A 21,254-nucleotide genomic window follows, 5' to 3' on the forward strand; every position below is an offset into this window, starting at 1 on the left:
GATACAGAGATGGCATTGAGTTGGCACGAATTATCCGTAAAAATTCGGCGGCGTGAAACGCCATTTTACGAGCGGTTGTATACCGTTGCCAAAGTGGTTCGCGGGATATCCTTTCCCATGGACAAGACCCTGCATGGTTTTCTCTATCGAGAGTGGGTGCTGCGGACTACCTTGTGGCACGAGTTCTGGCGAGTCGTTTATTACGAACCAATGTTCAAGTCACAGTGCGTCTCTGTTGGGGCGAATTTTAAAATGCACTATGCCGGCAACGGAAGTTCGAAAATTTTGGGAGACCTGCAGATACATATCGGATCTAACGTGACGATGTTCGACAATGTCGCTTTCGTAGGTCTCAAGGTGCTGGACAAGCCAGAACTGCACATAGGGGACAATACTTATATTGGACCGCTAGTCAAATTTCGTGTGGGAAGGAAAGTTACGATAGGAAAGTATTGCATGATCGTTTCCCCCTTCATAGCAGACAATCCCGGACATCAGATCGATGACATGATGGCAAGGATGCAAAGCGCAGGAGGCTGTCCCACATCTGAAACCATCCGTCCGGTGATCGTCGGAGATTTTTGTTGGCTCACTTTGGAAACTGCGATTTATCCTGGTACAGTTGTCGGAGATGGGGTGGTGGCTAAGCTGGGAACGCATCTGAACAAGACGGTCCCGCCTTTCTGTCTGGTTAGCGGGAACCCGTGGAAAGTGGAAAGGAAGCTCCCCATCCCAGAAGAACTCAAGGAAATTGTCGGGCCGGAGCGATACGAGTCCTATTTCAAGGCACATCGGGAAGTGGACGCTGGGAAGTATCCGATGCATGGGAAAAGTGACAGATGTTAAGGCAAAATGTGAAGAAATATGTGGGTTATGTTTTTCTTGCGATCGCCTTCCCGTTCGCGGTGCCGTATCGCGTCACCAACAGCAGGGGCGTGTTCACCACGACCGGACAACTTCTCTCACTTTTGCCCGGAAAAGTTGGCGGCTATCTGAGATCGGCTTTTTATCGCCTCACTTTGAAAAAATGCGGGAGACGGTTGTATGTTGATTATGGATCATATTTTAGTCAGCCGAGTGCAGAAATAAATGATGATGTCTTTATTTCGACATACTGCATCATTGGGAATGCAAAAATTGGAAACAATGTCGCCGTCAGCCCCAACTCTCATATTTTGAGCGGGAGACGTCAGCACGCCTCGTTCCAGAAAGACGTGCCTATTTTATGGCAGTCAGGCGGCGTCTTCGAGCAGATCACCGTTGGTGAGAACAGTTGGATCGGGCAGGCTTCGGTGGTTATGGCGGACATCGGGAGACAGAACATTATCGGCGCGGGCAGCGTTGTCGTGAAGAAAACGGGAGACTACGAAGTCCACGCCGGCAACCCGGCCCGTCTGATAAGAAAGCTTTTCTAACCGTGCGACAGGCCTCGATCGCGAACAGGAAGGAATCATGAGTTCAGCCACAACGCATGTCATGCAGGTCATTTTCGCCCTCGAATTCGGAGGCGCTGAAAGCCTGGCCCTCAACGTCTCCTCGCTGCTGCGCGAGGATAAGCGTTTTTCCGTGAGTCTGTGCGGCATGTTCGGTTCCATGGGGCCGCTGTCCGATGTCGCTTCGCAGCGGGGCGTCAGCGCTTTTTCGTTGGATGCGCGCCGGTTGGGCAAAGTGCGGACGGTGGCGGAGCTTTACCGTCTTTTCCGCCTGGAAGGGGTTGCCGTGGCGCAGGTGCATGGTGCCTATCTCCTTCAGTACGTCATGCCCGCCGCATTGCTGGCCGGTGTTGCGGTAGTCTACACCGAACACGCCAAGCACTCCCTGAGCAAGCACGCGAGGCTGCGACGCATGGCCAATCTACATGGCCGTCTGTTCGGAAAGATGGTCTGCGTGTCGGAAAACTTGCGTGCCTTCATGATCGATGTCGTCGGCCTCAGGCCTGACCGGATCGAGGTGATACCCAACGGGATCGACCTGTCCCGGTTCGCGCATTCCGCTTATGAGCGCATCCGGCACAACGACGGCGTGGTCATCGGAACCGTGGCCAGGCTGACCGAAGCCAAAGATCACGGGAACCTGCTGCGCGCCTTCGCCACGGTTCACGAGGAAGTGCCGGACGTCCGCCTGAAGCTCGTGGGCGACGGTGAATTGAGGCAGGAGGTCGAGTCTCTGGTGTCCACTCTCGGGCTGGAGGATGCCGTCGAGATGACGGGCAAGCGCAGCAACATCCCGCAGTTGCTCGCAGGTATGGACATCTTTGTCTTGCCTTCGCGCCGGGAGGGTTTTCCTGTTTCCGTCATCGAGGCCATGGCTTGTGGCAGACCGGTGGTGGCCACGGACGTCGGCGGCGTCAGGGAGATTATTGACGACGGCGTGGACGGGATCGTCGTTCCGCCCGAAGACTCTGCCGCCTTGGCCGCCGCGATGCTTGCCCTTGTACGGGACCCGGAAGGTCGTTCTCGACTGGGGAAGTGTGCCGGGCGCAAAGCCTGCGAAAATTTCAGCGATCAGGCAATGGTCGACAACTACATTCGTCTTTTTGCATCAGTCGGAGGTGCGCGTGCGTAGCCTTGTGCAGAGATTTGCAGCGAGGGTTCGGGGCTCCAGACGGTATGCGTATCTGAAGGAGTACGAGGGCCTTCAGTGGCATTCGCGAGAGGAACTCGAGGCCGACCAGTTCGATAGACTGAGGGCGCTGCTGCAGCATGCCTACAAAACGGTCCCGTACTATCGTGAAATGTTCATGCACGCGGGTGCGCACCCCGACGAGATCAAGTCCCGCGCCGATTATGCGAAGCTGCCCTGCCTGACAAAAGACATCATCAAGCGCAACCGGAATGCGCTGATTTCTTCACGTTTCGATGTTAACGCGCTGCATGGCAACTCCACAGGTGGCTCGACCGGCGAACCACTGCAGTTCTTCCAGGAGATGGGCGTCTACGAGCAGATGTGCGCGAATCTGATGCTAGGTTTGAAGATGGCGGGATGGCGCGAAGGCGAGCGTGTGTTTTCCATCTGGGGGAATCCGAGAGACTTCTCCAAAAAGAGGTCTGTGTTTGGAAAAATCAGAGAGATTCTGTCAACTAGCGTCATTCTGAATGCATACAAATATAATGAAGATATTTTTAACTCGTGGATTGCAGCAATACGAAGATCAAGTAATGCGTTCATTTACGGATACCCATCAGTCATTTCAGATTTTGCGCATCATATAGTAAATAATAATGTGCGCTTGAAGAATGTGAAAGGAATTCTTACTTCTGCCGAGCAGTTGCTTGATGACCACAGAAATATTTTGGAAAAAGCGTTTCACTGCAAAGTCAATGATCAGTATGGGAGTAGGGAATGCCCTGGGATAGCCTCGGAGTGTGCGCATGGTGGTATGCATCTTTTGACGCATTCATCGTATGTCGAGTTCGTAGATGATCCTGAAGCTCAAGGAGAGACGAAGAAGGTCGTCGTCACGCCATTAAATAGTTATGCGATGCCATTTTTGCGTTATGAGATTGGAGATTATGCGCAGCCGCTGAATTCTGTCTGTGCATGCGGAAGAGGTTTCCCTCTCATGCGGATGGGCATAGGGCGTCTCTACGACCGGTTCGTCTGCGAGGGCGGGCAGGTATTACACGGGACACTGCTGGTCAGGCAGGTGGCCGGCATACGGGGCATCAGGAATTTTCAGTTCCACCAGCGGGATCTCGTGAATATCGATCTGAACGTCATCCGCACGACCGCGTTCGATGAGGACGACAGGGTAAAAATCGAGGCCATCAACACAAACCTCGCGGGCTTATCTGTTCCCAGGGTCGCGCTCCGGGTGAACTACGTCGATTCGTTCCCGCAGACCGTCGGCGGCAAGCACCGTATCTTTATTTCGGACGTGAGGTCGTGATGCAACACAACATTCCCGTCGTCATGTACCATTCCGTGGGAATACCGAAGAAGGACTGGATCTGGGACTTCTTGACTATACCGTATGGGCTTTTCGAGGACCATATACGCTGTCTTCGGAGCAAGGGTTTCGTCCCGATAGATTTCAGGGAGTATTACGCCCATGTCCGCTTCGGCGCTGAACTCCCGGAGCGTTGCGTCTTCCTGCACTTCGATGACGGCTATCTCGATAATTGGGTTTTTGCCTACCCCATTCTCAGGAAATACGGCTTCAAGGGGACGATCTTCGTTAACCCGGAGTTCGTCGACCCCGCCCCGGACCCGCGTCCGAATCTTGATGATGTCTGGGAGGGCCGGATGGGAATCGAAGAGCTGACACCCCACGGTTTTTTATCGTGGGCCGAGATGCGAGCCATGGAGCAGGAAGGTGTCATGGATATTCAGTCCCACGCCATGACGCACACCTGGTATTTCAGCGGGCCGGAGATCGTCGATTATCGCCATCCCGGGGATCCATATGTCTGGATGGACTGGAATGAAAAGCCGGAAGAGAAGTGGGCGTACCTGAGCGCTGACCCTGCATTGCGTCCGTCGCGAATGGGCAGCCCGGTCTATGCACACGGAAAGTCCCTGGAGATCCGGCGGTTCTATCCAGACGAACGGCTGTCCAGGCATCTGGAAGCGCATGTCGCTTCCAGCGGGCCCGCATTCTTCGATCAGCCCGATTGGAAGTCCAAGCTCCATGCCCTTGCCGGTGAATTCAGGTCTGGCAACCGACTGCACGAATCTACCGAATCCGAAGACGAATACCGTCGGCGATTGCACTGGGAATTGGGCGAATCGAAAAGAATACTGGAATCCTGCCTTTCCAAGGAGGTGAATCTGCTCTGCTGGCCAGGAGGGGGGTACGAGCCTGGCTCGGTGGATATTTCCAAGCAGTACTATCTGGCCACGACACTGTCTTCGGGGGAGCACAAACGGGGAGTTCCGTATATGGATAAAGGCCACGTCAGGATGAAGCGGATCGGATGTCCTCACGTGGTGCGCAAGGGGCGGGTTGAGTATACGAACGGGAGGTACCTCTGCCATTTCCTGCGTGAATACCAAGGGAGTCGATCAAATCGACTGGTGAGGAGGTGCTTGAAACTTTTCAAAATGGTCTGGGGTGTCGGATAGCCCGTGTTGCGTTTGTTAACGTGAAGAGAGCTCTGGAATATCCGAAACATACTGGTTTGCGTTGTGTGTCGATTTTATTTTGTGTTGAAATTTTGATAATTTAAAAATTTCCAATACGGTGAGTTATGAAAATTGATAATGTAATATTTTATTTTTTAATTATATTGCTATTTAATACAAATTCATATGCGTTACAAATAGCATCTTTGCCTTACGGTACGAGTTATATTTCTGATCAAGAATTGCAAAATTCTGTGCGAAAATGGAACATGAAAACATTTGATTTTTTGATTGGAGGAGGAACTGATTTAAATGATAATGATAATGATAAGATCAAAGTGTCAGGTTATCAAAAAATAATAGGGACGTATACGGATTCAATTCCTGATGTAAAATTATATAGTGAATCTAAAAATTGGAATTTTGAAGACATGTTGGTCCATATGAAAGTTGATTATCCATGTCGAAAGAAATGGAAAAATATGGATAAATATACAGTATTAATGTCTGAAAAAGATATTTCGTCAAATGTTTATGATATTAAGAAAGTAAATAAATTTGATACCACATTTTATATAGGACATGAAGATCCATTTGACCGAGTAAATATTGTGCTTTCTGAAGGAAGTTCTGGCTATGAAGGGCAGTGGGAATATTGGGATGGTTCCAGTTGGAAAATATTGAGCGTAAATGATGAAACTGAAAATTTGTCTACGAATGGGATTATTAGTTTTGTACCTCCGTCGAATTGGTCTCGGCTAAACATTCAAGAGGAAGGCATTTATAAAAAATGGTGGGTAAGATTTAATCTTGAATCATTTATAAAATCTCCAAAAGTCGTTCAAGTTAAAGGCGATGATTGGATGAATGGTGATCTCTGTCGTGGATGGGATGAATCTAACCAAAAAATACATAATTCTGGAACTCTAGTCGCATACAATCCTAATCCGACAAGTAATTCAACTGCTCGTTTCAGACACCAAGCCCGAGCTACAGGGTATTGGGGTGCAAATTATATATTTTACCATCCTGTCAATACTTCTCAAGATGGAACTCTAATGGCTGCGGATTATGTTGCTTCTAAAGCAATTGAATATTTAGAAAAAAATAAAAATAAAATTAACACTTTGATGTTTGATACAGCAAATGGAAAGCTGAGGACTGGAATAAACTTATCTGATCCAGAGTTATTTTCAGATGCAAATGGAGATTGGGAATTATTTTCAGAAAAAAGATATGAGTATATTGTCAATAAAATTAAAGAAAAATTTCCCAATCATTGGGTCGGTGCCAACCCATACCCTTGGAGAAGATCTTTTATTGAAAAAGGAGATTGGGCATTATACGAATTTCATTCTTATGCCAGGCAGCCATCTAGCCCACAAAATATAGTTATATCTAAGAATTCTAAAAGAAATTTGTTGTCATATGATGATTTTTTACCAGAGAACAATACTAAAAATATTAAAGGTGTTTTTTTATACAATGATACTATAGATTGGGCGAAACAAGGATTTTTTTTCGATAGAGGTAATAGAGGGCCTATCGCCTGTCTTGCGAAGCATTATATAGGAATGAATGACAATACAGTTTTTGGTTATTATTCGCATGGTGCTTTTCGTTATGACGTTTCAGATGAAGTGTTTTGTTATTTAAAAGAAACAAAATTAATCAACGAACTTGATTTATCGAGCAAAGGTGACTCGGTATTGATCCAGGGAGAAGATTTTTCTGAACTTAAGTCCTATCCATATTTTGGAATGCGTATTCGCATCGGAGACGATATCTTTAAAGTAAAAAAAAATGACAATCAAACACTTCAAACAAATGACCTTGTTCGTTTTCATCATAACGTCGGCGAAAAGATTAGAATTATCGGAGTATCTCATCAATCAGTAGATAAAAACTTTAGCATAGACGAAGTATATAAATGGAGTTGGTTTTTTCCTGCGATGAATGTAGATATAGGTCAACCCGATCCTTCTGGACATAATTCTGGTAATTATGATTTGAGCTGGAAAAAAAGTGAAATGATTGGTGGTGGACCAGAGATATGGAGACGTGATTATACAAAAGCGATTATTTTATTAAGGACAGCTGGTTACAATACAAGTTCAGAATATTTCAACAATTATTCAAGTCCTATATATTTAGATGGGGTGTATTATCCGCTTTATGCTGATGGTGCAATAGGTCAAGGTATATCAGAAATTTCTTTGAGAGCTGGAGAAGGTGCAATACTGATGAAGAAATCTTCAACGTATTGAATAAGTTTCAAAATAAAATGAGTAATAATAAAAGTATATTTAGAGGGACTTTTTTTACTGTCAGTACTCGCTGGTTTGATCGCTTTGTTGGGTTCCTGAGTACAATAATTTTGGCCAGGCTGTTATCTCCAGAAGACTACGGAGTAGTCGCTATTGTGACACTATCAGTAGGCATGGCGAGAGTTTTTTTGGACCTGGGGGTGCATGTTGCGTTAATTCAAAATAAAAATGTTACACAAGATCATTATAATACAGCATGGACTATAAAATTAATTCAGTCTTCATTAATTACTTTTCTTTTGCTTATTTTTAGCCCGTTTATTTCTGATTATTTTCAAGATGAAAGATCTAAATTGGTTTTAGTTATTTTGTCTTTTATCCCTTTTATAAATTCATTTCAGAATATTGGGCTTATAGCTTTGCAAAAAGAAATGAGATTCAATCAAGAATTTTATTTTCTCTCAATTAATAGGATATTTGGGTTTATTGTTACTATATTTTTTGCTTATATTTTTAAATCATATTGGGCTTTAGTTATAGGATCTATATCAACTGCAATTTCTGGAGTAATATTAAGTTATTTTTTTAGACCAATGCGCCCATCACTTTCTATTAACAAGTTTAGTGAAATATTTATGGTATCTAATTGGATGTTATTAAAAAATATTGGGCAATACTTTCAGACAAATTTGCATAAGATTATGGTGGGGCATTGGGCGCCTTCAGCAACTCTCGGTGCTTATTCTTTGGGCAGTGATATTGCTGCGATGCCCACCAACGAACTTCTTGCACCATTTAATCGCGTCTTGTTTCCTGCCTTTTCGAAACTGCAAGACGACCCTGTAGAATTAAAACGAGTGTTTCTACTGGCTCAAGGTCTTCAAACGCTGGTGGCCATGCCAGCTGCGGCAGGTTTGGCGCTTGTCGCAAACGATCTTGTGCCGTTGCTACTAGGAGCTAAGTGGATTGAAGCCATTCCGTATATCCAGGTTTTAGCCTGGGGAGGCATTTTTAGTGCTCTGATAAGTACTAGCGGATTCCTCATGATTTCACTCGGATATTTGAGGCTGAATGTGCTGTTTGTTTATGCCCAGGTTATTATTTTTGCCATACTTGTTTTTACCTTTTTTAATGGAAGTGACGCAATCATTATCGCTAAAACACGGTTATTTGTTTCTATGTTTGGGATTATACTTGCATTTAGTCTTGCTATGCATGTATTTCCTCATGTTCAAGTCAGTGATTTGTTGTTGAATACATTTCGACCAATATTTGGAATTGCTGTATTGTGGTTAACGTTGTCTATTTTAAATAATTATCTAAATTTTTTGCCATTTTATAATATTATTATAAAAATTGGATTAGGTGTTGTTGTTTATTCTTTAACAGTTTTGTTTTTATGGAAAATTAGTAATAAACCTGTTGGTGCAGAATCTTATCTGATAGATAAATTCAGTGTTTTGCGTAATTTTAAAATATAAAAATAAAGTTTTATTAATAATTTAGTCTTTTTTATATGAATGATAATAAAATTATACTCGGATCAAATTTTCCAGCAGAGGTTTTTGCGACCAAGACCGATGCCGGTATTAAAATTCAAGGACAGCGCAAGTGGTTTTGGGGTTATAAAATCAATTCGGGCATTCACGCTGACGGTGCATTTATTCAGTGGGATTTTGAAAATGGACGATTAGAGTTGGTTGCAGATCGATATGGCATCATGCCGTTTTACTATTATTTCGATGGTTCGGATTTAGGGTTTTCATCTTCAGTCCAAAATTTGGTTGAGCGATATTCGGCATCAGATATTGATTATCAGGCGTTGTCAGTTTTTTTGCGACTTGGAAATTATATTGGTGATTCAACTGCTTTTTGTAATATCAAAAGGGTTCGTCCTTTTTCTCGTTATGCTTTTGATAAGAATGGATTGAATATAGAAGAAAGCAAAATTAATGTTCAAATTTGCCAATTAGATAGAGATAGCGCGATCAAACATTATGCTACGATATTTCAAAATTCGATGGATCGATTCGCTCAGGTTGCCGAAAAAAATGTAGTTGTTCCATTGTCTGGTGGTAAAGATTCTCGTCATATTCTTCTTTCACTTCTTAAAGCAGGTTGTCGTCCAAACTTTTGTATCACAGTAGATGATATTTCTAGGAAGTACGAACAAGAAGTATTGGTAGCGCAAAATATTTGTGCTCTAAGTGGGCTAAAGCATGTTGAAATAATTCAAAATATGTCTTGTTATGATGCAGAAATAAAAAAAAACGAACTAACAGGTTATTCAACATTTGACCACGGTCTGTTTGTTACACTAAGGGATTATCTTGATACGCAGAATTTAGATTTTATATTTGATGGGCTTGCAGGGGATGTTCTATCTCAAAGTTCATTTTTAAATAATACAAATACAGATTATTTTATTTCAAAAAATTATGATGCACTCGCAAACGAAATATTGGGTTCGGAAGGATATTACCCTGATATGCTTTCTTCGTCGTTATACGCAAAAGTAAGCAGAGAAGTTGCGATGATTACATTGATTGACGAATTTAAAAAGTATTCCGAGTATCCTAATCCAGTCGGTCAGTTTTATTTTTGGAATAGAACACGGAGAAGCATATCTCTTAACCCCATTTTAGTTTTAGGTCATAAAAAGCATGTTTTTTTTCCTTACTTAGATGCGTCAGTGTATGATTTTTTGATTTCTTTGCCAGTTGAATATGTATTAGATAAGTCGTTTCATACTATGGCAATATCTTACGCGTTTCCAAATTTTAATCATATTCTCTATTCATCGATTAGCAGAGAGAAAAAAATTCCATTCATGTATGTTTTTCAAAATGTAATAAAAAATTTATTTTTAGTTTTTAAAAATCAAAAATTTGATCACGCAATAAAATACAATTTTATCCTGTTGCGCTCTTTGAAGGCACTATTGTTGAAGTCATATTATTCTGTTTATTTTTATATCATGAAGGTTAATATTTATGTTTTAAAATTGTTAGAAATTTCTAATAAAAATAAGATGTGATAATATGAACCATTTATTGATATCAATCGGAAATGTATCCGCGAGCAATTTGTATATGAAGCATGCGAATGCTTCGAAGTATCCAGAATTTAGCTTTAATTTTGGCGATCTTTCAGTCGTTTCGAGTTATCAAAAAGATATAGTTGGTGACGATAACTCACTTTTTTATTCTGGCGCGCCTCTCCCTAGGCCAGTCACCATCCCTTCATCATGGGATAATGCGGTAAAAGAATTTTCAGCATACGAAGGAATATTTAACATTTTCTATTTGGATAAGAGTTCGCGTAAATTTGTTGTTTGTACAGATTTTCTTGGTTTTCAACCCTTATATTGGATGACAGATGGTTTAAACATTTATTTTAGTAGTCATACTAAATTTTTTGATTGTGATTATGATCCAGTTGGTTGGGGCAGTTTTTTGTCATTAGGTTATACGATTGGAAACTCTACGCTTACTTCAAATGTAAAACGCGTTCCTCCAGCCAGTGTTATAGTCGTTGATCTCGACTCTAAAAATATATCAACTCGTCAGTATTGGAGTTTTTCTTGTGTCAGCGCTAAAAAATCTATTGATATCCTTTATGAATCTATGGTTGATAGTATTGATAAAGCAATATCTGTCGCAAATGCGGAGCATTTCCTGTTAATGAGTGGAGGATTCGATTCTCGACTCATTGCCTGTTTGCTGAAGAGAAAATCATGTCCGTTTCGAGGCGTAATCGTCAGCCATTATGACGAAAACTTTGACGCAGACGCAAGATTGGCAAAGGCTTTAGCCCGACAATTAAATATCCCATATGATTTTCATACTCCTCAAAAAGACTATTTCTCAAGTAAGGCATATCTTGATTATCTTTTTTCTTCTGACTCAGAGATAGCAAGCCTTTATTTATTCATATCCCAAGTTGCACAGTATGTTCCACAGGGAACGGTATGGGATGGAATTATTCCTGGCGGTAGTTTAAAAGGTAATAAAGGCGGCTTTCAAATATATTTTTCTTCAAGAATGAAAAAATATGAAGACCCAATATGGGATGCCGCTCGCCAAGTTTTCGCAAAAGGCGTTGCTGAACAAATGTGGCAATCTTTTCAAGACGCCTTGCATAATGAGGTCTCTAACTACTCTGATGATAGCGAAGGAGTAACCCTTTTCAATTTTCAAAACAGGATGCGAAATAGGATAGCTCCTAATCCATTCAAGATTTTTCAACAAAATGCCCAAATATTGACTCTTGGAGCGACTAGAGATTACATAAATTGTGCAATGGGATTTAATTATGAAGATAAAATGAAAAACAAATTATATTTTAAATTTTTATCAAAATATATTCCTGAAGCATTGCATCTTCCTTTCGCTCATGGTTCTAATTTAGTTCGTTATAATAAATTCAATTATTCATTCGACATATTGTGCGCAGCAAATAATGTATTTAATTGTTTGCGGAGGTATCCTCGTTTAATGAGTTTGCTTGGTTTGAATTTCAATAAATATTCTTTCACTAAGTCTTCTTTTTTAGATTTTGTTAACGCTGATTTCAATAATGATCGGATGTTGAATCATCAATTTGTCACAAAATTAATGCAAGGTGAGGTCATTTCCCCAATTGCACTGCATATTTTTTTTTATTGGAGGATTTGGCGAAAGATTCATCAAGGAAATTTTTTACGTTCATTTGACAATTTTTTGCTCAACGGGTGATGGATGATACCGATCAAAATTATTTCAGTGGTGGGTGCGCGGCCCAACTTCATGAAAATCGCCCCCTTTGTGAAGGCCATTGAGGGTCACAACGCACTTCACCCGGACAAGCCTGTCAGGCACATCCTCGTCCACACCGGCCAGCACTATGACATGCGCATGTCCGAGGGCTTCTTTCGCAGTTTGTCTATTCCGGATCCGGATATCAACCTGGAGATCGGATCCGGCACTCATGCCGAGCAGGTTGGCCAAACCATGATTGCCTTCGAGAAGGTACTTCTGCAGGAGCGCCCCGACTGGGTCGTGGTGGTAGGGGACGTCAACGCCACCCTCGCTTGCTCGGTTACGGCCAAGAAGTTGTGTATCAAGGTTTGCCACATCGAGGCGGGCTTGCGCAGTGGCGACATAACCATGCCCGAAGAGATCAACCGCCTGGTCACCGACCGCTTGAGCGATCTGCTCCTGACGCCAGACCGCCTCTCGAACGAAAATCTTCGTCGGGAGGGCGTGCTCGATGAGAAAATAGGTTTCGTGGGCAACATTATGATCGATACCCTGGAGGCCAACCGCGAAAAAGCCGCCAACCTTGATCCGTCGGCCATTCTTCGTGAAAACCTTCTAATGCCCGGGGCGGACTGTCCGGCTTTGAATGGCAGCTACGCCCTCCTGACCATGCATCGTCCTTCCAATGTGGATCAGAAGGAGATTCTGGAGCCTATTCTGAACTTTCTGACCGACGAGGTCGCTGTCCGAATGCCTGTCATCTGGCCCATCCACCCTCGCACTCGGAAGATGTTGCAGACCTTCGGCCTATGGTCAAAAGCGATGTCCTGCTCGAACCTGGTTCTGCTGCATCCCATAGGCTATCATGAGATGTTGCGTCTGAACATGCAGGCGACCGTCATGCTGACTGACAGCGGCGGCTTGCAGGAGGAGTGCTGTGTTCTGGGTACCCCATGCCTGACCCTGCGTTGGAATACTGAACGACCGGTGACTCTGAAAGAACACGGAGGCGCCAGCGTGCTGGTAGGAAACAATGTGGAACGGATTCGTAATGAATTTTTAATTACGCTGGAGCTTGATAGGAGCCCGCAGCGACCAGATTTGTGGGATGGCAAGGCAGCTGTGAGGTGCGTTGAGGAGTTGTTACGGAAGTGAGACAGCCAGGACTTCTGGAACTCACAGCAGGAGACAGATGCATACTTCAGACGATTTGAGGCCGAGGCGTCCGAGTAGCCTTTTTATGCTGACATCGGTTCTGGTCGTTGCGTTCGTGCTGATGCTGTCAGCAGTTCTTGAGTATGTGCTTGTTGTTTCTGAACCGTTGCCCAAAGCGGACGTCATGGTCGTCATGGCGGGAGGGCGTGATGTGAGACTACCATCCGTTGCGGCATTGTATAAGGAGGGTGTTGCGCAAAGGGTCCTGCTGACCAACGATGGCATATTTGCCGGCTGGTCCACGAAATACGACAGGAATCTCTATCTGGTCGAATGGGCAAGGGAAGATCTGCTTGAAATGGGAGTCCCTGAGGACGCGATAGTTTCACTGAGCTACACGGCCAGCGGCACCATTCACGACGCCTTGAATACGCTGGATTACGTTCGAGCCCATCCTGAGATCCGCAGCCTGCTTGTGGTCACCACGGACTACCATACTCGCAGAACTCTCTGGACCTTTGGGCTTGTCTTTGAAGGGGAGGGGACCCAGATCGGGATTTGTCCTGTTCCGGATCTCTCACAGTCATGGTGGCGTCGCGTACAGGTCACGTATCTCGAATTTCTGAAGTACGTGTACTACCGCTTGAGGTATTGATGCCGTGTCGCCAGCCAGGCGCAGTGCGCAAGATGCGCAGCCTGGCCGGACGAAGCCCGCACCGGGAGGCTTTGGACGAGGTCTGGGAGTAGCTGGGGTTTGAGAACGTGATCAATCAGACGAGGGGGCTGGATGGAACTCTTGAAGAATCAAAAAAATCTGATCATCTGGGGCGTTTTCCTGGCCGTTGCCGCTGGGGTCGTCTACTGGCCCATCGTCGTCCCCATGATCCGGCAGTGGGCTGCCGACGACAATTATTCGCATGGATTTCTCGTGCCTTTCATTGCCGGGTATCTGGCGTACATGCGGCGGGAAGATCTCCTGGCGGCAGAGGTGAGACCCGCCGAATCCGGCCTGCTCCTCATCCTCTTCGGGCTGGCCATGCTTCTTTTCGGCTGGCTGTCGACGGAATACTTCACCATGCGCGCCTCCCTGGTGGTCATCATCGCCGGTTCCGTGCTTTATATCCTGGGATGGAGGATATTTACGATTCTCCTTGCCCCTCTGATCTATCTGCTGCTCATGATCCCGATTCCCTACATCATCTATGACGCCGCCGCCTTTCCCCTGAAACTCTTTGTGACCAAGGTCTCGGTCCTGGCCCTCAAGGCCATGGGCATCGTTATCTGGCAGGAAGGCAACATCCTCATGTTCCCAAACATCACCCTTGAGGTGGCGGATGCCTGCAGCGGACTGCGCTCCATCATGTCCCTTCTGGCCCTGGGCACGGCCTACGCATTCGTGCTGCACTCCTCGGTCCGGGACCGGGTGGTGCTCATCGCCTCGACCCTGCCCATCGCGGTTTTCACCAACTGCCTGCGGGTCATCGCCACAGGGGTTCTGGCCCAATATTTCGGGGCGGCGGCAGCCGAGGGCTTTTTTCATGAATTCGCGGGATTTTTCGTCTTTTTCGCAGCTGTGGTCATGTTCGTGGCCCTGGGCGCGGCACTCAAGAGGTGGTCATGAATATTCGCTTCCGTTTTCTTTTCATCATGCTTCTTTTGGCCGGGGCCGGAACGTACATGGCGTTTCATCGCGATCTCGAAGTGCCCCCGGGGCGCCCCTTCGAGGAATTTCCGGCCAGCCATGCGGGCTGGCGCATGATCGGGCAGGCAAACTTAAGCGAAAACGTCGTGAAGGTGCTGATGCCGACGGATTATCTCTCCCGGCGCTATGCCAGGGAGGACGGATCGAGCGTCGATATGTACCTGAGTTTTTTCGACGGCGGACCCGATTCGGGCAGGATACACTCGCCCAAGCATTGCCTGCCTGGCGGCGGCTGGACGGAACTGTCCTCCAGGCACGCGACGTTGGATCTGGGTGGGGAAGCGGTGAATCTGGTCCGGGCCGTGTACGCCATGGGCAACAACCGGGAGGTCATCTACTACTGGTTCGCCATGCGCGGAAAGACCATGTCGGACGAGTTCTCCCTGAAGATTGCCGAGATTTCAGGCTCCATGTTCCACCGTCGCCGGGACCAGAGCTTCATGAGAATTTCCGTGCAAGGCGATGGCGCCCAGGAGGAGGCGGAGCGACGGATCGAAGGTTTTCTGCGGGATTTCTATCCGGTCATTCGCGATTTTTTGCCAAACTAGAAATTTGTGGGGGGGACTCATGAACATGGACATGCCGAGGCCTGCCGTGCCCGGAATCACATATCGCCTGTTTGCCGCGCTCCTTTATTTCCTGTGCGCGCTCACATTCCACAATGGCTTGGCAAGTGCCGAGGCCCCGGCGGGCGTATCGCCTTCGCAGGTCCTCGTCCTTTACAATGCGGATTGGCGCGAGCGGCACCCCCTGATCTCCGCGACGCAGGATTCCCTGGCGGTCGCCGAGCACTATGCGCGGATGCATACCGATCCGGTCACCGGGGAGAGGCCCTATCTGCTGGGGCTGACGGGTGGCCGGTCATCAAGAAACGCACTCTCCGGCGATCATCTTGAGGAGCGCAGCACGGACAACGGTTGCGGTGTTCTGTATCGGTCCCGCAATTCCAAACGTTTCGAAAGCGGCTGCGAGATGCGCGACAGTCGCATGGTGGAGGTGGTCTTGCCCAAGACCGAAGTCCCGTGGAACCTCGGCACCCTCGGACTTGAAATCGAGTCCGACGAGAGGTCGAGCCGCGCACGCTTCAAACTGGTCGAGAACGGCGCAAGCCTTCATCCCGACAAGGTGCGGGTCCGGCAAGACGGGGACTGGCGAATCAGGGCCCTGGGCGGGCTCCTCATGGAGGGGGCGTTTACGGCCACGGCCAGATGCGCGGACGCTCAGGGCGATGTTCACGAGTGGAGCGCCGAGTACAGGGATATCCGGCAGGCGTCATGGAGCGCCACGGGTCTTGATGGCATTCGCGACGACCAAAATTACCTGGATCTTGTGGAGGCTCCGATCAAGGCGTTTCTGGAGGACCCCTCCAATGCCCGGCCTGACGGAACCCTGCTCAAGGATCATGTCCTGTATTTTGTCGTGTGTCATGGACTGCCTCGAACCGTCTCGGCCCCGTACGGCATTGCCACCGGGGTCGGCTTGCATCTGCGCGACTATGGCTCCGAGATCGATCTGTGCCAGAGACTCCAGCTCATGTACTACGATTTCGAGAGCCTGCACCGCGACGAGGTCCAGCCGATGCGTTTTGCTCCGGCCTCGGACAAAAGCGCTTTCACGAACATCCTGCTTCGCACGCGAATGTCCATGCCGCTTCAGGGGGCGGATATCAATCCATTCGTGCACCCGGCGGCCTACCGCAAAGGCGGGAACAAGGCCGGGCTGGGTTCGCCACGGTTCACATCCGCGCAGCGAGCCCTGCGCCCGGATCGCCACCTCTTTTTCGCCATGCGCATCGACGGACAGACACCTCTTGAAGCCATGGAACTGGTGGACCGGGGCGTCTATGCATCCAGGCATGCAGGCCCGGAAATGGGCATGCTTTCGGATGTGCCTCTTTTAGAAACTCCGGAACGCGTTGGAAAGATCGATGCCCGGACTCCGGCCAAGCCGTTTTGGGAGCTGGGATACAGGCATTTGTTCCAGCACCCCAAAGGCTGGGTCCGGCTTGACCTTTTCAAGCTTGCCCCGGGGAGCGGATTCTTCAACTCAAGCCCTGTCTTCCTTCCCGGAGGGATTGCGACTTTTGTCCAGTCGAATCAGGGCTGGAACATGAAGGATTCGCGATTTTACGAATTCTTGAGGCAAGGGGTGACGATGACGGCCGGGTCGGCTCGCGTCGACCCGCGCAAGACGCCCCACATTCACAGCCACAGTTTTTGGGACGAAGCGGTTTTTTATCCGGCCCTGCGTGAAGGTCGCCCTGTGGGCGAGATTCTGCTCAGCAATCAGGTTCATATGGGCTGGATCACCAGTTTTGTGGGCGACCCTCTGTACCGCTTGCCGCCTGAACCGCAAAAGCCGGGCGGTCTGACCGGCCTGACCTGGGACAAAAACGTGCGCGTGGCGCAGGCGCGCGATGCTGAACGCGGCAAGGGATATCTGGTCATGGCGGATTTGGGGTCGAGCGCTCATGAACCCCGCCTGGCCCAGATGCGCCTTGGCCGCGTTGCAGCCGAGGAAAACGGGGCAAAGCATGTCTTCAAACGCTTTGCCTCCAGGCCCTGCGTGTTCGTTCCCAAGCGGGAAGTGCGCAAGGGGGAACAGTGGCGGCTGGAATTGATGGATCCTTTTGGCGATACGGCAACGCTTGTGGGCAATCTGGAGTAGCTGGAGTAGCTTTAATGACCCCTTCCTTCGTTTCCTTTCTGACAACCCTGTGCGCCGTCATCCTGGCCGTGGGATTTGCCGCGCGCATGCTGCTTGGCGTCATGCGCGCCGATCGGTCGCGGGCTTCGGGAGCCCTGGCCCTGGCGCTGTTGCTGTCTGCCGGACTGGAAGCGCTCGATCTCTTGACGCTCCTGTACCCCGAATCGGTGCAGGCCTGGCGTATGGCCGGACTGCTGGTGGAAGGAGCCCTGGGGCCGGCCTGGGTCTGGTTCACCGCCCTTTTTGCCCGCAACTACGAAGAAGGCAGGTTGCCCGGAACGCAGCGCGCGCTGATCCTCCTGTCCTGCCTCATGCTGCCCTGGGCCGGGTATCTGGCTGCGCAGGGTGCCTATTTTGCCCCGGATTTCGCGACCGAAGGCCTTCTTTTTCTCCTTCCCGGCAGTTTTTATTTCTATATCGGTTTTGCGGTGTGCTGCGTCGCGGCCCTGCTCAACATCGAGGCCACCCTGGCGGCGGCCGTGCATCACCGGCGCTGGAAGATCAAATTCATTCTTCTGGGGGCCGTGAGCATTCTGGCCGCCTTGATCCTCTATTACAGCCAGAGCCTCCTGCATCGTTCCATCGACATGAGCCTGGCGGGCCTGCGCTCCCTGGCCTTGCTTCTGGGCACGGCCATGATGTGGTTTTCGGACCTGCGGCGCGGCCCCGAAGTACGGATCAGTTTTTCGAGGCGGCTGGCATTCAAGTCCGTGGTCCTGGTCGCGGCCGGTCTGTATCTGGTCGGGCTCGGCCTGCTCGGGGAGGGTGCGCGCCTTTTCGGGGACGATCTGGGCCGCGCCGTGCTGCTGGTGGTCAGCTTTCTGGCCGGGCTCGGTCTTCTGGTCGTTTTTCTTTCGGACACGGTGCGCCGCAAGATCCGCCTTTTTCTGCAGATGCACTTTTATGGTGAAAAGTATGATTATCGCATCCAGTGGGTGCAGTTCACTCAGCACCTGGCCTCGGCCCGCACCCAAAACGAACTGCAGCAGGCGGCATTGTCGGCCTGCTGCGAAACCTTCGGTATCGTGGGGGCGGGGCTCTTTCTCTTCGATCATGACCGCAAGCTTTACCTGCCCGCCAGCCTGGTGGAGATGGACCCTCACGAAGGTGGTTTCGGGGAAGACTCGGCTCTTGTGACGGAGCTTGAATCCCGGCGTTCCGTGCTGCGCGCGGCGGATGTGGACGACTCTTCGCCCTGGCTCGCGCGGGCCGGCTTCGCCATTCCCATTTTCCGCGAAGACGTGCTGGACGGGTTTGTACTTCTGGGCCGGCCCATCAATCCACAGGAGGAGTACGACGAGGAAGATTTCGAACTGATGGACACCATGGCCCGGCATATCTCTTCGGCCCTTTTGAACATGCGTCTGCTGGACCAGTTGGCCAGGTCGAGGGAGATGGAGATCATGGGCAAGGTCTCGGCCTTTGTGCTTCATGATCTGAAGAATCATGTCTATACGCTCTCGCTCATGGCCGACAACGCGCAAAAACATATCGGCAATCCCGAATTTCAGAAGGACATGGTTGATTCTCTGGGAAGCACGGTTGGCAAGATGAAGATCCTCATCTCGCAACTTAAAGGTCTCCCCGACCGTCACACCCTGAGGCGCGAGCCCGTGGGCCTTTTGTCCCTGGCAAGGGAAGCCACCCGGCCTTTGCCGCAGGAACGCCTTGATTTCCAGGGTCCGGACGTGCGGGTGATGATTGACAGCGCGGAGATGGGCAAGGTGATCCTGAATCTTTGCCTCAACGCACTGGAGGCGTCCACGGCGGGTCAATCCGTATCCGTCACGGTAGGGGATGAGCCCGAACCGTTTGTAAGGGTGACGGACCATGGCGTGGGCATTGCCAAGGAGTTCATGGCGGGCGGGCTCTTCGAGCCTTTCAAGTCCACCAAGGCCAAGGGCATGGGTATCGGGCTGTATCAATGCAAACAGATCGTGGAGGCCCACGGCGGGCGCATCGAAGTGCGCAGTGCGCCGGATGAGGGCTCTGAATTTATTGTATGTATTGGTGACAGACAGGGTTTGTGAATAATTTTTGGACAGGAAGTATGGACTTGCGTTGCTGGTGTGTGTTAATTTTTTCGTAAACTTCTTTTTTTCTGCCGTAGCCTGAGATGTTTTGCGGCAGAAAATTTTCAGCGAGTGGGGTCAATAATTGGAACATTTGCTTATCGTTGATGATAACGAGGACGTCCTGACCCAGCTCAAGTGGGGCCTTACCTCGGAATCTTACAATCTCCACCTGGCCGCCAATGTCGACGAGGCGCTGGCGATCTTTCGTAAACTTCACCCCGGTGTCGTGACCCTGGACTTGGGCCTGCCGCCGCATGTCGAGTCTTCGGAAGAGGGGTTCAGGGGGCTGGTGGAGATGCTCAAGCTTGAGCCTTCAGCCAAGATCATTGTCGTCACCGGCAACGATGAGCGCGAGAATGCCTTGCAGGCAATCAAGCTCGGGGCCTTTGATTTTTTCCGCAAGCCCATTGATCTGGACGAGCTGCGAGTCATCATCCGCCGCGCATTCCATTTGCATGCCATTGAGCGGGAGAGCGTGGTTCAGCAGGATGAAGCTGCCAGCGAGCTCAAAGACAACTGCGGAATTGTGGGCGCATGCGCGGCCATGCGCGGGGTGCTCGGCCTTATCGACAAGGTTGCCACTTCGGACGTGCCGATCCTCATTTCCGGCGAGAGCGGGACGGGCAAGGAACTGGTGGCCAGGGCCATTCATTCCAAGAGCCTGCGCAGGCATGGCCCCATGATCTGCATAAACTGCGGCGCAATCCCCGAGAACCTGATCGAGTCCGAGCTTTTCGGGCACGAAAGGGGGGCCTTCACCGGCGCGGCCTCCATGGTCAGGGGCAAGGTCGAGTATGCCAGCGACGGGACCCTCTTTCTGGACGAGATAGGGGAGTTGCCCGTCAACCTGCAGGTCAAGCTGCTCAGATTCCTGCAGGAGATGGTCATTCAGCGAGTCGGGGGCAGGAAGGACATCCCCGTCAATGTGCGCATCATCGCGGCCACGAATATCGATATCGCCGCGGCCATCGCTCAGGGGCGTTTTCGGGAAGATCTGTATTACCGTATCGGCGTGGTCAATATCCATCTTCCTCCCCTGCGGGAGCGTGAAGATGACGTGCGCATTCTGGCCGAATATTTTCTGGATCGCATCGCTCGCGACCTGGGCAAGACCCTGGCCGGGTTCACGCCTGATGCCCTGTCCTGTCTCAACACCTACGGCTGGCCCGGCAACATCCGTGAGCTTGAAAACAAGCTGCGTCGCGCGGTGCTGCTCGCGGACTCGACCCTGCTCACGGCCGAGGAGCTGGGCTTCGGGGAGAGTGACTACGCCCTGGACGGTCTCGGCCTGACGGACAAAACTCTGAAGGAAGCCCGCGCCATGCTTGAGAAGAAGATGGTTCTGGCGGCCCTGGCCAAGCACGAGGGCAACATCGTCAAGGCTTCCGAAGCGCTCGGGATCAGCCGTCCAACCATGTACGACCTTTTGAAAAAGCACGAGATTAGCAATTAGAAGATGTTGCAATGCCTTGTAACAAAAAGGAATATTTTTGTGAAGTTGGGATGATTCATAGAATTTTTTTTTCTGGGACAAGTATTCAAAGGA

Annotated in this window: 16 protein-coding genes; all 16 read left to right on the plus strand. The window is 49.2% G+C overall.

Annotated features, from left to right (window positions below):
• Positions 1-9: 9 nt before the first annotated feature.
• On the plus strand, positions 10-846 hold the full coding sequence (locus BMZ40_RS02725) for an acyltransferase (RefSeq protein ID WP_092372600.1): 837 nt from the start codon (positions 10-12) through the stop codon (positions 844-846).
• 8 nt (positions 847-854) lie between these two features.
• Positions 855-1,415, plus strand: coding sequence for an acyltransferase (locus BMZ40_RS02730; RefSeq protein WP_177192988.1), 561 nt, complete (start codon positions 855-857; stop codon positions 1,413-1,415).
• 37 nt (positions 1,416-1,452) lie between these two features.
• On the plus strand, positions 1,453-2,565 hold the full coding sequence (locus BMZ40_RS19855; protein WP_092372602.1) for a glycosyltransferase: 1,113 nt from the start codon (positions 1,453-1,455) through the stop codon (positions 2,563-2,565).
• The gene (locus BMZ40_RS02740; RefSeq protein WP_092372603.1) at positions 2,558-3,889 is read left to right on the plus strand and encodes a phenylacetate--CoA ligase family protein; all 1,332 of its coding nucleotides are present in this window, start codon (positions 2,558-2,560) and stop codon (positions 3,887-3,889) included. The genes BMZ40_RS19855 and BMZ40_RS02740 overlap by 8 nt, the downstream gene beginning before the upstream one ends.
• Positions 3,889-5,064, plus strand: a complete 1,176-nt coding sequence (locus tag BMZ40_RS02745) for a polysaccharide deacetylase family protein (RefSeq protein WP_092372604.1) — start codon at positions 3,889-3,891, stop codon at positions 5,062-5,064. Before BMZ40_RS02740 ends, BMZ40_RS02745 begins: the two co-directional genes overlap by 1 nt.
• Positions 5,065-5,189: 125 nt before the next feature.
• The gene (locus tag BMZ40_RS19065; protein WP_143075516.1) at positions 5,190-7,331 is read left to right on the plus strand and encodes a hypothetical protein; all 2,142 of its coding nucleotides are present in this window, start codon (positions 5,190-5,192) and stop codon (positions 7,329-7,331) included.
• Between the two features lie 17 nt (positions 7,332-7,348).
• Complete coding sequence (locus BMZ40_RS02755) at positions 7,349-8,812, plus strand: lipopolysaccharide biosynthesis protein (protein WP_143075517.1); 1,464 nt, start codon at positions 7,349-7,351, stop codon at positions 8,810-8,812.
• A gap of 35 nt (positions 8,813-8,847) precedes the next feature.
• The gene (locus BMZ40_RS02760) at positions 8,848-10,368 is read left to right on the plus strand and encodes an asparagine synthetase B family protein (RefSeq protein WP_092372607.1); all 1,521 of its coding nucleotides are present in this window, start codon (positions 8,848-8,850) and stop codon (positions 10,366-10,368) included.
• Positions 10,369-10,423: 55 nt separating this feature from the next.
• A complete protein-coding gene (locus BMZ40_RS02765) occupies positions 10,424-12,067 on the plus strand; it encodes an asparagine synthetase B family protein (RefSeq protein ID WP_177192989.1) in 1,644 nt (547 codons plus the stop codon).
• Between the two features lie 3 nt (positions 12,068-12,070).
• Positions 12,071-13,225, plus strand: coding sequence for a non-hydrolyzing UDP-N-acetylglucosamine 2-epimerase (gene wecB / locus BMZ40_RS02770; RefSeq protein ID WP_245751013.1), 1,155 nt, complete (start codon positions 12,071-12,073; stop codon positions 13,223-13,225).
• 184 nt (positions 13,226-13,409) lie between these two features.
• Positions 13,410-13,880, plus strand: a complete 471-nt coding sequence (locus tag BMZ40_RS02775) for a YdcF family protein (protein WP_281243770.1) — start codon at positions 13,410-13,412, stop codon at positions 13,878-13,880.
• A gap of 132 nt (positions 13,881-14,012) precedes the next feature.
• Entirely contained in the window at positions 14,013-14,846 is an 834-nt protein-coding gene (xrtA, locus tag BMZ40_RS02780; RefSeq protein ID WP_092372610.1) for an exosortase A, read from the plus strand.
• Positions 14,843-15,475 carry an exosortase C-terminal domain/associated protein EpsI gene (locus tag BMZ40_RS02785; protein ID WP_092372611.1) on the plus strand — a complete coding sequence of 211 codons (633 nt, stop codon included), beginning with the start codon at positions 14,843-14,845 and terminating at the stop codon, positions 15,473-15,475. The genes xrtA and BMZ40_RS02785 overlap by 4 nt, the downstream gene beginning before the upstream one ends.
• A gap of 19 nt (positions 15,476-15,494) precedes the next feature.
• A complete protein-coding gene (locus tag BMZ40_RS02790) occupies positions 15,495-17,594 on the plus strand; it encodes a hypothetical protein (protein ID WP_092372612.1) in 2,100 nt (699 codons plus the stop codon).
• A gap of 14 nt (positions 17,595-17,608) precedes the next feature.
• Positions 17,609-19,663: an XrtA/PEP-CTERM system histidine kinase PrsK gene (gene prsK / locus BMZ40_RS02795; protein ID WP_092372613.1), complete on the plus strand. Its 2,055-nt coding sequence runs from the start codon at positions 17,609-17,611 to the stop codon at positions 19,661-19,663.
• A gap of 127 nt (positions 19,664-19,790) precedes the next feature.
• Positions 19,791-21,161 carry a PEP-CTERM-box response regulator transcription factor gene (gene prsR / locus BMZ40_RS02800; RefSeq protein WP_092372614.1) on the plus strand — a complete coding sequence of 457 codons (1,371 nt, stop codon included), beginning with the start codon at positions 19,791-19,793 and terminating at the stop codon, positions 21,159-21,161.
• Positions 21,162-21,254: the final 93 nt, after the last annotated feature.

The sequence above is a fragment of the Desulfomicrobium apsheronum genome (assembly GCF_900114115.1).
GTDB classification, from domain to species: domain Bacteria; phylum Desulfobacterota; class Desulfovibrionia; order Desulfovibrionales; family Desulfomicrobiaceae; genus Desulfomicrobium; species Desulfomicrobium apsheronum.

Coding starts and splice junctions, on each gene's coding strand:
- BMZ40_RS02725 (WP_092372600.1), top strand. CDS start 10: ATGGCATTGAGTTGGCACGAATTATCCGTAAAAATTCGGCGGCGTGAA.
- BMZ40_RS19855 (WP_092372602.1), top strand. CDS start 1,453: ATGAGTTCAGCCACAACGCATGTCATGCAGGTCATTTTCGCCCTCGAA.
- BMZ40_RS02745 (WP_092372604.1), top strand. CDS start 3,889: ATGCAACACAACATTCCCGTCGTCATGTACCATTCCGTGGGAATACCG.
- BMZ40_RS19065 (WP_143075516.1), top strand. CDS start 5,190: ATGAAAATTGATAATGTAATATTTTATTTTTTAATTATATTGCTATTT.
- BMZ40_RS02755 (WP_143075517.1), top strand. CDS start 7,349: ATGAGTAATAATAAAAGTATATTTAGAGGGACTTTTTTTACTGTCAGT.
- BMZ40_RS02760 (WP_092372607.1), top strand. CDS start 8,848: ATGAATGATAATAAAATTATACTCGGATCAAATTTTCCAGCAGAGGTT.
- BMZ40_RS02765 (WP_177192989.1), top strand. CDS start 10,424: ATGAAGCATGCGAATGCTTCGAAGTATCCAGAATTTAGCTTTAATTTT.
- wecB (WP_245751013.1), top strand. CDS start 12,071: ATGATACCGATCAAAATTATTTCAGTGGTGGGTGCGCGGCCCAACTTC.
- BMZ40_RS02775 (WP_281243770.1), top strand. CDS start 13,410: ATGGTCGTCATGGCGGGAGGGCGTGATGTGAGACTACCATCCGTTGCG.
- xrtA (WP_092372610.1), top strand. CDS start 14,013: ATGGAACTCTTGAAGAATCAAAAAAATCTGATCATCTGGGGCGTTTTC.
- BMZ40_RS02785 (WP_092372611.1), top strand. CDS start 14,843: ATGAATATTCGCTTCCGTTTTCTTTTCATCATGCTTCTTTTGGCCGGG.
- BMZ40_RS02790 (WP_092372612.1), top strand. CDS start 15,495: ATGAACATGGACATGCCGAGGCCTGCCGTGCCCGGAATCACATATCGC.
- prsK (WP_092372613.1), top strand. CDS start 17,609: ATGACCCCTTCCTTCGTTTCCTTTCTGACAACCCTGTGCGCCGTCATC.